We start from the raw sequence: 12,511 nt of genomic DNA, 5'->3' as shown, positions 1-12,511 counted from the left end.
TCTCTCCTTATTAATATCCGTAAATCTCCCGAATTTCGTCTGTGTAAACACCCGGCGCGCGAAATACAATGATCGGCGCCTCCACCCGTAAAAAATGACCGCCGCCTTTGACCGCTTCCAGCAGTACCAGGTTTGCCTCCCGGTCCGGAAACGGGTGGGCAAATTTCATGCGTTTGGGCATGAGTCCCCTACGTGCACAGGCCGCAAAGAGTTCATCCAGTCGGTTCGGTCTGTATACAAAATAAGCGCGCCCACCGTTTTTCAGGAGACGCGCTGTCTCTTTCACCACCTCTTCCAGGGTACAGCAAAGTTCCTGGCGCGCAATCGCACGGCTCGATGCCTGACTGTGTTCCCCGCGCCCAAGCGCCATATAAGGCGGATTACAACTCACCACATCGAAGCTTCCGCTTACCCCAGCAATTCCCTCCCGGAGATCTCCGCACAGTATGCGGACTCTCTCCGAAAGACCGTTCATCGCTACGCTGCGCTCTGCCATATCCGCAATCTCTGTCTGAATCTCGACCGCCACGATCTCCTTGGCGCGCGTCTTCACCGAGAGCAGAAGCGGAACTATCCCGTTGCCTGTGCAGAGATCCGCAACCCTTTCCTTCGCGGCAGCCCGCACAAAACCGCTGAGCAACACCGCATCTGTCCCAAAGCAAAAATGCGCCGGATTCTGAATGATTCCGAGCGCACTCCGCTGCAGGTCGTCAATGCGCTCCCCTGTCTTTAACGGAATCACTTTTTCTTCTCCCGGGTTCGTTCCTGCTGCGGGGCACCGTTCCGCTTTCCGGGTCTTTCCTTTCCCTCACGCTGCTTGGCCGCAGCTTCTCCGGTCTTCTTCTCGCGCTGGGCATCCGCGGCGCGCTTCTGGGCCGGCGGCATACCCTTTTTCTTGCGCTCGATGATGGTCGTTTCCGCGACTGCGACATCCCGAAGTTCTTTTTCCCCGTCCACATAACAGGCGACACGCAACATCTGCTTCAGAACGCTGACCTCTACCACATCGCCGCGCACACCGTCCGAGAGCTGCACGCTGTCTCCCTTTCGCGGAAGCGTCTTATTGAGCTCCGCATAAGTATCGGTCTCGTGCTTCAGGCAGCACATGAGACGCCCGCAGGCACCGCTGATTTTCTGCGGATTGAGGGCAAGTCCCTGCTCCTTTGCCATCTTGATGGAAACCGGCATGAATTCCGAGAGATAGGCGTGGCAGCAGAGCGGCCGCCCGCAATTTCCCATGCCACCGAGCAGCCTGGTCTCGTCTCTCGCGCCGACTTGGCGAAGTTCAATGCGTCTCTGATACTGTGCGCCGAGCTCTTTGACCAAGGTGCGGAAATCCACGCGCGTATCCGCACTGAAAAAGAACAGCACCTTGTCATCCCGAAGCGAAAAGACCACCGAGATGATTTTCATATCGAGCCCGAGCGCCTCCGCCTTTTTCCGACAGAACAGCAGCGCTTCCCGCTCCTTGCTCTTATAGGCAGCCGCCCGCACGGCATCTTCCTCCGTTGCCCGGCCGAGGATGGCCTGCGGCGGGTTCTCTTCCTTGCAGCTGCAGAGCGTATAATTGCCAAGAATCACGGTTCCGTATTCCACACCGCACTGTGTCTCACAGAGCACATGGTCGCCGCGCCGGAACTGTTCTTCCCCCGCACTATAGGTCTCAATGGTTCCGACTTCGCGAAAACGAACGCCTATCACCTCCATCATCTCTGATTACTCCCTCCGTATTGCGAGAAGCAAAAGCTCTATTGTGAGTTCCTTACTCACATTGAGCCGCAAACGCTCCTCCGCCGTCTCGATTTCTTTTAAAATAACGCCCAGTTGCTCGTAGGACAGCGCCTTTGCCGCGCGAATCAGTGTCTGTTCTTCCCCGGGGAAGATGAGTGCCGCGCTGTTTCCGCTGCTCTTGCAACAGAGCACATCCCGATAGTACAGACGTAAAAATTCCAGAAAACCTGCCGGCTCCGCATAGAGCGATGCCACTTCCGCCTCTGTGCGCTGAAAGACCGTCTCGTCGCAACCCGGCAGTTCCCGAAGCAGCTCCAGCGTCTTCCGATACCGAGAATAGACCTCTTCTACCTGTACCAGTTCTTCCGCCCGGCGGTAGATGCCGCGCGAAAAGCGTGCTGCCTCTTCGGCCCGCTCCGGCGGTGCACCTGCCGCTCGCAGTCTCTTAAGGATTTCTGCCTCCGGAACCGGACGGAACACGAGCCGCAGAACACGGCTCCGTATGGTCGGCAACAGTGCCTCTTCCTGCTCCGCGAGCAAAAGAATCATCGCATAGTCCGGCGGTTCTTCAATCGTTTTTAAAATCGCATTTTGCGCCTGCTGCGTCATCTTTTCCGCTTCCGGGACAATAAAGATGCGCCGCTCGCCGGAAAAAGGGCGAATCCGTATCTCCTGTGCCAGTTGTTCCCGCACCGCATCGACGCCGAGCGCTGTCTTGTCCCGCTGTATGGTGACCACATCCGGATGCGTATCCGCCGCAATCTGAATGCAACTGTGACAGCGACCGCAGGGGCGCGGGCCCTCACCGGTGCAGAGCAGACGTTTTGCGAACGCCCGGGCCATGGTCAGCTTGCCGACGCCCTTTGCTCCGAGTAACAAATAACTGTGCGAGAGATGATTTCTTCTCACACTCATCTCCAGCTGGCGCTTCATCTCTTCCTGCCCCGGTACATCTTTAAAATCACACATATTGTAACACAACCTCATACAACTCGCCAAGGCAGCGCTCCAGATCCAGGTTTTCATAACGCTTCCGAATACCGGCAGCCGATAACTTTTCTTCCGTATAGTCGGCTTCATCCGCCTGAAAACGACGCACCAGTTCCGGATAACAAGGCTCCGCCTCTTTTTTCTCCCGCCTGAAACCGCGGAGCAACCGTTCTCCGGCTGCCACTTCCAGATAGAGCGGTATCATACGTTCTCTGCCAAAGTAGGCACAGAACTTCTGATAGCTCTCGAGCGTACCGATGCCGATCCGGGAAACGGTTTCCGCCTCTTCCTCCGCGACACTTCCGTAACGCCAGAGCCCCTTTTCCGTCCGATAGGCTCTCTCCTCAATCATTCGTCCGCTCTCTCGAAGGCACAGAAACTGTTCTTCCCCGACAAAGTGATATTCTCTTCCCTCTTCTTCTCCCTGCCGCTGCGGTCTCGTCGTATAGGGAACCAGCGGACGCAACATAGGGAACTTGACCAGTAATTTCTGATAAACGGTATCCTTCCCGACCGCGCTCTTTCCCATCAGATAAAAAATATGCATGTTTTAATCCTCGGCAGGTGCTTCCAGAATGCCGTAATCCCGACTGCCGTTCAGCGGCTCCATCCAGTCGGTCGTCCGCTCCCCGACAAAATTCTCTCCGGTCGGAACCGATTCCACCTGTCGGGCTTTTGCCTCTGTCGACTCGACAATTGCGGGACTTTCCTCTGCTGTTGTCTCCGGCAGACTGCCCTTTTCCGGTGCAATCAACGGTTTTTCGCTCTTTTGATAACTTCCGAGACGCCGCTTCTTCGTGAGCGGCACCGCAACCGCCTGATAATCCAGCACCTTGACCTCGGCGTTGACCGTTGCGCCCGGCTCACAGTTTTCCCAGTAGGCCAGAATACTGTCTTCCATCGCCCAGACCGGAACCAACCGGTCATTGCCTTTGCCGAAATCTCCGACCCGGATTGTGCTGTCATTCAGGAGATAGCTCTCGTCGCCGCGTATCATCGCGAGCTGGCCGTAGACCGAACCCAGGGAACCCGGTCGGTACTCCATGTAGATAACGCCGGTCTCGGGATAGGGCAACATCCGCACCACGCGCCCCGGAAAAACGCCGCTCACAGCTTCGGCCTCTTTGGTTTTTACATTGATTTTCCAGATCTGACTGGACGGTGTCGCCCCTTCTTTCGAGAGCATCACGCTGTAGTAGAGGTCTGCATCCAACGCTGTCATCGCATCGATTGCGGCGCCGTGGCGCAGAAACTCCTTTCCCTCATCCGTCAGAACAGAAGGGCTCTCACCGGCCGCCGCTGCATAAAAATGCTGTGTGCCGACCGCGGCGGTCTCCGGTATCACATCCTGAATCACCGCATCCGAAAGAATATAGCGCCGCCCGTTGATACTCTGCATATCCTCGCTGACCCGTTTTCCGAAGCGATCCATAAGTACATACCGATTGCCCTCATTTTCCACATAGAAACCGGCTCCGATTGCGGCGCCGCTTCCCTCCTTGGCAAAACGCTCAATTTTATTTTCGCGCGCGTACCAGACCGCCTTCTGCTGCACGGTATACCCGCTCACTTTGTCCGCAATAATCTGTGTGTCACTGCCTTCTCGGCGCACACGGAGCAGACTCGGCAGCGCGGCATTGTCCGCTTCCATGTAGAGATAGTAAATCCAATCACCGTCAATCGTAATGGAATTCGCAATGATACCGGATGCAGCCTCTGCCTTGCCGGCCTCCTTCATCTTTTCGGAAATTACTGTGCGCCCTTGTTCCCGCTCTAATCCGCGGGTAATGTTTTCAAGCGCTCCGTTCTTCCCGAAGTGAAATGTTTCATGCTCCATGTTCTGATTGCCGGTCAGCACATACCCGTCTTCGTTGAAACAATATAGTGTATCGCCGTCCTCAAACCAGCAACTCTCGAGCCATTGCCCGCCTGCCGTGAGATAACTCCGCCCCCGGGCGCTCTCATTCCAACCCGTATAGGCAAGAGCTCCGCTGCTCGCGGAAACCGTCTGCGCACTGGTCTCGACCGCACTGCTGACAACTGCCTTGGCACGGTGAATCGCGCCCGATTCTCGGTTTAAAAAGCCAAAGAGCAGTGAAACAGCGGCAGCGGTTGCGGCAATCGTTCCGAGTGTTAAAAGCCACTGCATGTTCGTCTGAAAACGACTTCCGGGACGCCGCTTTTTGGTTTCGCCGAGCAGACCGAGTCTCTCCTCGAGCGCAATCAATACCGTTGTGGCCTTTTCCGTAAGTCCCTTTTCTACCGTATAGTCCGCGGGAAATTCGAGTGTCGCCGGAATCTCTCTGCCCCGCTGTTTGAGACAGTCTCGCAGCAGGACGCGAAGCCAGGATCTGAAAATACCCGCTTCCGGGAGATTGGCACGCTTCTGCCAGACCTCGGCATAGAGAGCTGCCAACAGTTCCCAGGCCGCCTCACCCGAAATACCGAGTGCCAGAATATCCCGATATGTTTTCTGATAACTGAGAAGGTATAAATCTTCGAAACCTGCGTTTTCGCCTGCCCGCGCACGCCGGATTGCATCTGAGAGCAGCAGCCCCGCCTGTGTGTTCAATACAGTCCCTCCTTCTTCACCGGTTTTTTATTTTACCATGAGTCAGAGGGGAACTCTATCCATACCGCCAAAAAAGAAGCCTTGCCGACTATTTTTGCGGCTGAGCCAAAAAAGTAGCACTCATGTTAACTCTTTACGATTGCATATTTACACCGGACTGAATCCGGAATATTCAAACTGTAAAAGACGGTTTTCGTCTTACATCAAAAAAAAGTTACGCGGAAAAAAGTCGGTACCGGCTTCCTGTGATTGCATCATTCCGTTTTTACCGCTCCATTTTGACTGAGCGGACAAAAAGAGTTGGTGTCAGTACCTTGTGATTGCATTCTCTCATGTCGAGGTTGAACTTTCCTCATTGAGCAGGTATTGCAGCGTCACCGCTAAGTTCCGGGTTTCTTCTTGTATTTCATTCAAGGCTCGCCACAAGAAGGACAGATAACACGCTTCCTGACATTGTTCTCCAAACATACTTTGTCCACCCTTCATCTTATTTCAAAGAGGATAACCCCCTCAACGCCTGATTCTGGTGTGCATCCCGTCAAGTAGACAATTGAAAAAGCAAAAACCTTTTCCTGCCCGTTATTTCTGCCGGGCAGTTCTCATGCTGCCGCTTCATTTCATGATATTCTATTGGCATCATAACGTTCAGTTTTCTCTGTACACATTTGGTTGTGTAGTAGGTCATATATTCTTCGATTGCCGGAAGAAGGTCTTCTGATATGCTCCCCATATGGTAGACCTCCGAAAGATCCAAAATCTATCCTATGAGGAGCTTATTCATGTCTAACAAAAAACAATCTTTGTCCTATCACTCTCATTTTTATGAAAAAAGAGGTCTCCGGACTTTTGTCCGGAGACCTCTCACACTCAATTCATTATTTCTTTGTGCCCGGCGCATAGTAGTGTGCCGAACGAGTCTGCACAACACCGTTGACGGTCCACTGTCCCTTCTCGTTGACATAGTAGCCGTCCGGCGTTCTCTGGTTTGCCTTCATCCAGCCGTCATCGCCGAAGCAGTAGCACTCCTCAAGACCGTCATGGTTGCTGTCAATCCAAGCCCACTTGACCTTGCCGGTCTCGCCGCGGTACCAATCACCGAAATTGTCCTGCGTCGAGTACCACCATCTCTCCGGTGTAAATCTCGTATCTCTGACCCAGCCGATGTATGCAAATGCATTCGATGCCATCATCACGGAAACCATCGCCGCCGCTGCAAACACAGTCAATGCCTTTTTCATCTTATTTTCCTCCTCCTGTATTTTCCGGGAACTTCCGTTTCCTTTCTTCTGAAGACTTTTATATTTTAGCCTGTATACTCGTCGGATTCAAGATAAGAACTACCCTTAATCTTAACAGTTTGCTTACATAAAACTTAATATTCTGTCCCCGTCTCCCAGTGTAAGCGATGCAATGCACCCTGTTTCTCAAGCTTCGCAAAATCCTGCTGGCGGAGCGCCTCGTATAGAATCACGGCAACCGCATTCGAGAGATTCAGCGAGCGAATATCCCCCCACATCGGGATGCGGATACAAGCTTCTCTGTGCTTTGCCAGAATTTCTTCCGGAATCCCCGCAGACTCCTTGCCGAACATAATATAGTCGTCCGGCCCAAAACTCACATCCGCATAGGTCTGCTCCGCCTTGGTCGTCGCAAACCACAATTTTCTGCCTGTCTTTTTCTGTCCGAAATCAAGTTCGGGGTGCTGTGCCAGAAATGCCGCATAATCATCATATTCACAGAGCGAGAGTTTCTGCCAGTAATCCATCCCCGCGCGCTTCAAATATTTGTCTCCCAGGAAAAAACCGTAGGGCCTAATCAGATGCAGCGCCGTGTTCGTCGCAACACAGGTTCTCCCGATGGCCCCCGTATTAAACGGTATTTCCGGCTCGTGCAACACAATATTCATCTATTCCTCTCCCTTCTCATCTCACACCCATCTTTCTTCACGGAAATTCTAAACCCGCCATCGTTAACATCCAAAAAACATAGTCAACCGTTCCTCGCAACCTACCAACGTGCACGGTAACCGTTCAAGATCCGGTCTGCCGTGTTTCCTCTCCGCTACTCCTTTTGGACTGCGGACACACGCTACTCTTGTCTGTAATCCGGCCCAATGGGTTCGCTCTCCGCTGTTTCTTGCACCCCCCAGCTACACGCTGCAACAACCTTCAATTTAGTCTGTCGTATTTTTTCTCAATGTCTCTCGCAGATTACAATTCTTTCCTGCCGGTCCCTGTAAGCCGACTTTCTGCGCTACCTTCTGCTCTCTCTCGGCCTTCCAGTATCCGCTGTGACTGCCTATAAATCTCGACTGCGATGCTCCCGTCTCTGCAATTCGGCAAGATCGATTCGCTTCTGCTGTCTCTTGCAAACTACAGGCAAACAGTATATTTTCTCTCCGATTTAGACCGCTCTGTTAATCCTCTGCCATCCCACGCCGCAGTCACACATGGCGGCATATCCGCAGCTTATGTACACCGGTCTCCTTGTCTTTTTAGACACAATACAGTTGTCATTCTACACCGACTCTGGGACAGAGGTCCGACAAATAGCAGTCCGCACAGTTCGGTGCTTTTGCCGTGCAATACGTTCTTCCGAGCGCCATCAGCCGCGTATTCCAAAGAATCCAAAACGACTCCGGAAGAACAGTCTTTAATTCCGCTTCCACTTTGGTCGGATCTGTTGCCGTCACGAGTCCCAGACGTCTCGAGACGCGTTTGACATGCGTATCGACGACAATGGATGGTTTCCCGTAAATTTCTCCTAGGATCAGATTTGCTGTCTTCCTGCCGACGCCGGGTAAGGTCAACAGTGCCTCCATCTCATCCGGCACAGTGCCGTCAAAGCGAAGCAGTAACACCTGTGCGCAGGCGCGCAAATTCCTCGCCTTATTGTGATAAAACCCTGTCGTATAAATCTCTCGTTCTATTTCTTCCTGACTTGCTGCGGCAATGTCTTCCAAACGCGGATAATGTTGATACAAGACCTTTGTTACCTGATTGACGCGTGCATCCGTACACTGTGCACTCAGTATCGTCGCAAGTAACAACTTCCACGGCTCCCGGTCTGTCAAAAATTCCATAGGCCTGTCTTCAAAATGTGCATTCAGACGATCCATAATTTGCCGAATGCGTCTCTCTTCTTCCCCCAATGTTTCCTCCAATCACAAAAAAGCCACCGCAAGACTGCGATGACCTGACAAACGACTGAGATACGCGGGACTCGAACCCGCGACAACTTGATTAAAAGTCAAGTGCTCTACCACCTGAGCTAGTATCCCATCTTTCTTCACCTAAAACTATTGATATGGAATACCTTTAGATAAAAGAAAAATGCCTTGGACGGGAATCGAACCAGTGACATAAGGATTTTCAGTCCTCCGCTCTACCAACTGAGCTACCAAGGCATAAATTGCGGGGACAGGATTTGAACCTGCGACCTCCGGGTTATGAGCCCGACGAGCTTCCGGACTGCTCTACCCCGCGATAGTATGTGATGTGTTGCCACACCAATTTGTTTGTTCACGGCGTTTGCCGCGGAGTGGGGGAAAGTGGATTCGAACCACTGAAGGCAGTGCCAGCAGATTTACAGTCTGTCCCCTTTGGCCACTCGGGAATTCCCCCATATTGTTTGGTTTGATACCAAAGCCGATGATCGGACTCGAACCGATAACCTGCTGATTACAAATCAGCTGCTCTGCCATTGAGCCACATCGGCACGACATAGATTGGTTTTGGTAGTGGGACCTACAGGGCTCGAACCTGTGACCCTCTGCTTGTAAGGCAGATGCTCTCCCAGCTGAGCTAAGATCCCTTGTATTGTATCAAACCGAGCGACCCGAAACGGACTTGAACCGTCGACCTCCGCCGTGACAGGGCGGCGCTCTAACCAACTGAGCCATCGGGCCATCTTTACACCCTGAAAATCGCACACAGAACTTTTATCTATTCATCTCTTTTCCCAAACCCTTTGGTTAAACCCTCGACCGATTAGTAAGAGTCAGCTGAACGTGTCGCCACGCTTACACCTCTCTCCTATCTACCTTGTCGTCTTCAAGGGGTCTTACCGCTTTCGCATGAGATATCCCATCTTGAGGGGGGCTTCACGCTTAGATGCCTTCAGCGTTTATCCCGTCCCGACTTGGCTACCCGGCCATGGGGTTGCTCCCCAACCGGTGCACCAGTGGTCAGTCCATCCCGGTCCTCTCGTACTAAGGACAGCTCCTCTCAGATATCTTACGCCCGCGCCGGATAGGGACCGAACTGTCTCACGACGTTCTGAACCCAGCTCGCGTACCGCTTTAATGGGCGAACAGCCCAACCCTTGGGACCGACTTCAGCCCCAGGATGCGATGAGCCGACATCGAGGTGCCAAACCACTCCGTCGATGTGAACTCTTGGGAGTGATAAGCCTGTTATCCCCAGGGTAGCTTTTATCCGTTGAGCGATGGCAATCCCACTTTATACCACCGGATCACTAAGTCCTACTTTCGTACCTGCTCCACCCGTCGGTGTCGCAGTCAAGCTCCCTTCTGCCTTTGCGCTCTTCGAATGGTTTCCAACCATTCTGAGGGAACCTTTGAGCGCCTCCGATACGCTTTCGGAGGCGACCGCCCCAGTCAAACTCCCCACCTGACATTGTCCCCCATCCGGTTTACGGATGTAGGTTAGAAATCCAGTGCCACAGGGGTGGTATCCCAACAGCGGCTCCGGAAAGACTGGCGTCCTTCCTTCTTAGCCTCCCACCTATCCTGTACGAGTAACACCGAATCCCGGTATCAAGCTGGAGTAAAGCTCCATGGGGTCTTTCCGTCCTGGCGCAGGTCACCAGCATCTTCACTGGTACTTCAATTTCACCGGGTGCATTGTTGAGACAGCGCTCAAATCATTACGCCTTTCGTGCGGGTCGGAACTTACCCGACAAGGAATTTCGCTACCTTAGGACCGTTATAGTTACGGCCGCCGTTTACTGGGGCTTAAATTCAAAGCTTCGCTTTCGCTAACCTCTCCTCTTAACCTTCCAGCACCGGGCAGGCGTCAGCCCATATACCTCACCTTACGGTTTCGCATAGACCTGTGTTTTTGCTAAACAGTTGCTTGAGCCTTTTCTCTGCGGCTGCATCTCTGCAGCACCCCTTCTCCCGAAGTTACGGGGTCATTTTGCCGAGTTCCTTAACAATGCTTCTCCCGCCGGCCTTAGGATTCTCTCCTCATCCACCTGTGTCGGTTTGCGGTACGGGCTGACATGATACAATAGCGGCTTTTCTCGACAGTCCCTCCACCGGCTTCGCTACTTATATTTCGCTCCCTGTCACGCTTTCGGATTGTGCGGCGGATTTGCCTGCCCCACTCCTAGCTTCGCTTCGCCCGGTCTTTGCTCTCCCGGGTCCGGTTTTGTTCCTGTGTCCCCACAGTTCTGATCATGTCAGGTGCAGGAATATGAACCTGCTGTCCATCGACTACGGATCTCTCCCTCGCCTTAGGTCCCGACTTACCCAGGGCAGATCAGCTTTACCCTGGAATCCTTGGATATTCGGCCATGATGATTCTCACATCATTCTCGCTACTCATTCCGGCATTCTCTCTTCTCAGAACTCCACGCTTCCTTGCGGTAGCGCTTCGGCACTCTGAGATTGCTCCTCTACCAATGTATTACTACATTCCTAAGCTTCGGTATCGTGTTTTAGCCCCGGAAATTTTCGGCGCAGGACCTCTCGACTAGTGAGCTATTACGCACTCTTTGAATGTGTGGCTGCTTCTAAGCCAACATCCTAGCTGTCTTCGAAATCCCACATCCTTTTCCACTTAACACGTATTTTGGGACCTTAGCTGTAGGTCTGGGCTCTTTCCCTTTTGACTGCCCAACTTATCTCGTGCAGTCTGACTCCCGACCATCATCAGGACGGCATTCGCAGTTTGATATCCCTTGGCAGGCTTTGACGCCCCCTCAGGAATTCAGTGCTCTACCTCCGTCTGACTAAGTCGAGGCTAGCCCTAAAGCTATTTCGAGGAGAACCAGCTATCTCCGGGTTCGATTGGAATTTCTCCCCTATCCACACCTCATCACCACCCTTTTCAACGGATGTGTGTTCGGTCCTCCATCCCCTTTTACGGGGACTTCAACCTGGACATGGATAGATCACCCGGTTTCGGGTCTGCCGATGCTGACTGTAAGCCCTATTAAGACTCGGTTTCCCTTCGGCTCCGGACCTGTAGTCCTTAACCTTGCCAGCACCGGCAACTCGCCGGACCGTTCTACAAAAAGTACGCGGTTGTGCGTTCATGTATCGCACTTCCACTGCATGTAAACATAGGGTTTCAGGTTCTTTTTCACTCCCCTCCCGGGGTCCTTTTCACCTTTCCTTCACAGTACTATGCACTATCGGTCACTAAGTAGTATTTAGCCTTAGGGGGTGGTCCCCCCGCCTTCCCACAAGGTTTCACGTGTCTCGTGGTACTCTGGATCCTGCTGGGTCTTAACTCGTTTTCCCGTACGGGGCTTTCACCCTCTCTGGCAGACTGTTCCAAAGTCTTTCCGGTAACGATTCAATTCCCGTGTGCAGTCCGAACCCCGCAGTGCACGCACTGCGGTTTGGGCTCTTCCGCGTTCGCTCGCCGCTACTTACGGAATCACTGTTGTTTTCTCTTCCTCCGCCTACTTAGATGTTTCAGTTCAGCGGGTTCCCGGCCGTACGCTATGGATTCACGCACGGTCACTGCAGCTCTTCTGCAGTAGGTTTCCCCATTCGGAAATCTGCGGATCAATAGATATTTGCTCTTCCCCGCAGCTTATCGCAGCTTATCACGTCCTTCATCGGCTCTTAGTGCCAAGGCATCCGCCCTACGCTCTTTTTTGTTTAACCTCTTACATGTTCTCTAGCGTAAGAACATGCGGGTTGGTCGCTCTGCTTACACAGAGCATACGTTTATATCTTGGATACGACTTGCGTCGTATCACCTCGGATGTCTAGATATTCTAAAATTGAATATTCATTCTGTATGCGATTTTCAAGGTGCAAAATGGGATTAAGTGGACTCGAACCACCGACCTCACGCTTATCAGGCGTGCGCTCTAACCGGCTGAGCTATAATCCCTTTCAAATCCGGCGCCCGCCTATTCTTCCATGCCGTTACCAGCATAGTACCTTCGGCCGTCTTCCTCTTAACCGTCGTGTTCGGGATGGGAACGGGTGTTTCAAGAAGACGCATCGACACCGGA

General features: G+C 52.8%; 8 protein-coding genes, 8 tRNA genes and 2 rRNA genes. All 18 read right to left on the bottom strand.

The window, feature by feature from the left end; genetic code table 11:
• Positions 1-10 precede the first annotated feature (10 nt).
• Positions 11-742, bottom strand: coding sequence for a tRNA1(Val) (adenine(37)-N6)-methyltransferase (locus HMPREF9623_RS09920; RefSeq protein ID WP_009533741.1), 732 nt, complete (start codon positions 740-742; stop codon positions 11-13).
• On the bottom strand, positions 739-1,710 hold the full coding sequence (locus tag HMPREF9623_RS09915) for a PSP1 domain-containing protein (RefSeq protein ID WP_009533740.1): 972 nt from the start codon (positions 1,708-1,710) through the stop codon (positions 739-741). Before HMPREF9623_RS09915 ends, HMPREF9623_RS09920 begins: the two co-directional genes overlap by 4 nt.
• A 6-nt stretch (positions 1,711-1,716) precedes the next feature.
• On the bottom strand, positions 1,717-2,700 hold the full coding sequence (holB, locus tag HMPREF9623_RS09910) for a DNA polymerase III subunit delta' (protein ID WP_040800442.1): 984 nt from the start codon (positions 2,698-2,700) through the stop codon (positions 1,717-1,719).
• Positions 2,693-3,268 (bottom strand): guanylate kinase, encoded by a 576-nt coding sequence (locus HMPREF9623_RS09905; RefSeq protein ID WP_009533738.1) that lies wholly within the window; start codon positions 3,266-3,268, stop codon positions 2,693-2,695. The genes holB and HMPREF9623_RS09905 overlap by 8 nt, the downstream gene beginning before the upstream one ends.
• A 3-nt stretch (positions 3,269-3,271) precedes the next feature.
• Positions 3,272-5,293 carry a hypothetical protein gene (locus tag HMPREF9623_RS09900; protein ID WP_009533737.1) on the bottom strand — a complete coding sequence of 674 codons (2,022 nt, stop codon included), beginning with the start codon at positions 5,291-5,293 and terminating at the stop codon, positions 3,272-3,274.
• Between the two features lie 875 nt (positions 5,294-6,168).
• Entirely contained in the window at positions 6,169-6,531 is a 363-nt protein-coding gene (locus HMPREF9623_RS09890; RefSeq protein WP_009533735.1) for a hypothetical protein, read from the bottom strand.
• Positions 6,532-6,665: 134 nt separating this feature from the next.
• Complete coding sequence (locus tag HMPREF9623_RS09885) at positions 6,666-7,199, bottom strand: tRNA (cytidine(34)-2'-O)-methyltransferase (protein ID WP_009533734.1); 534 nt, start codon at positions 7,197-7,199, stop codon at positions 6,666-6,668.
• 606 nt (positions 7,200-7,805) lie between these two features.
• Positions 7,806-8,444 (bottom strand): endonuclease III, encoded by a 639-nt coding sequence (nth, locus tag HMPREF9623_RS09880; RefSeq protein WP_009533733.1) that lies wholly within the window; start codon positions 8,442-8,444, stop codon positions 7,806-7,808.
• 56 nt (positions 8,445-8,500) lie between these two features.
• A tRNA-Lys gene (locus HMPREF9623_RS09875) sits at positions 8,501-8,573 on the bottom strand.
• Positions 8,574-8,626: 53 nt separating this feature from the next.
• Positions 8,627-8,699, bottom strand: a tRNA-Phe gene (locus HMPREF9623_RS09870).
• A gap of 5 nt (positions 8,700-8,704) precedes the next feature.
• Positions 8,705-8,778: transfer RNA gene (locus HMPREF9623_RS09865), tRNA-Met, on the bottom strand.
• Between the two features lie 56 nt (positions 8,779-8,834).
• Positions 8,835-8,916 (bottom strand) — tRNA-Tyr (locus HMPREF9623_RS09860).
• A gap of 22 nt (positions 8,917-8,938) precedes the next feature.
• Positions 8,939-9,010: transfer RNA gene (locus HMPREF9623_RS09855), tRNA-Thr, on the bottom strand.
• Positions 9,011-9,033: 23 nt separating this feature from the next.
• Positions 9,034-9,106 (bottom strand) — tRNA-Val (locus HMPREF9623_RS09850).
• A gap of 20 nt (positions 9,107-9,126) precedes the next feature.
• A tRNA-Asp gene (locus HMPREF9623_RS09845) sits at positions 9,127-9,200 on the bottom strand.
• A gap of 62 nt (positions 9,201-9,262) precedes the next feature.
• A 23S ribosomal RNA gene (locus HMPREF9623_RS09840) occupies positions 9,263-12,155 on the bottom strand.
• A 158-nt stretch (positions 12,156-12,313) separates the two neighbouring features.
• Positions 12,314-12,387, bottom strand: a tRNA-Ile gene (locus tag HMPREF9623_RS09835).
• 6 nt (positions 12,388-12,393) lie between these two features.
• A 5S ribosomal RNA gene (gene rrf / locus HMPREF9623_RS09830) occupies positions 12,394-12,511 on the bottom strand.

The sequence above is a fragment of the Stomatobaculum longum genome, assembly GCA_000242235.1.
Taxonomy (GTDB): domain Bacteria; phylum Bacillota; class Clostridia; order Lachnospirales; family Lachnospiraceae; genus Moryella; species Moryella longum.
This window is presented reverse-complemented; position numbering and strand designations above follow the sequence as displayed.

Bases quoted from the DNA above. Each gene is read 5' to 3' on its own strand.
- HMPREF9623_RS09885 (WP_009533734.1), bottom strand. From the start codon at position 7,199: ATGAATATTGTGTTGCACGAGCCGGAAATACCGTTTAATACGGGGGCC.
- holB (WP_040800442.1), bottom strand. From the start codon at position 2,700: ATGTGTGATTTTAAAGATGTACCGGGGCAGGAAGAGATGAAGCGCCAG.
- HMPREF9623_RS09890 (WP_009533735.1), bottom strand. From the start codon at position 6,531: ATGAAAAAGGCATTGACTGTGTTTGCAGCGGCGGCGATGGTTTCCGTG.
- HMPREF9623_RS09905 (WP_009533738.1), bottom strand. From the start codon at position 3,268: ATGCATATTTTTTATCTGATGGGAAAGAGCGCGGTCGGGAAGGATACC.
- HMPREF9623_RS09915 (WP_009533740.1), bottom strand. From the start codon at position 1,710: ATGATGGAGGTGATAGGCGTTCGTTTTCGCGAAGTCGGAACCATTGAG.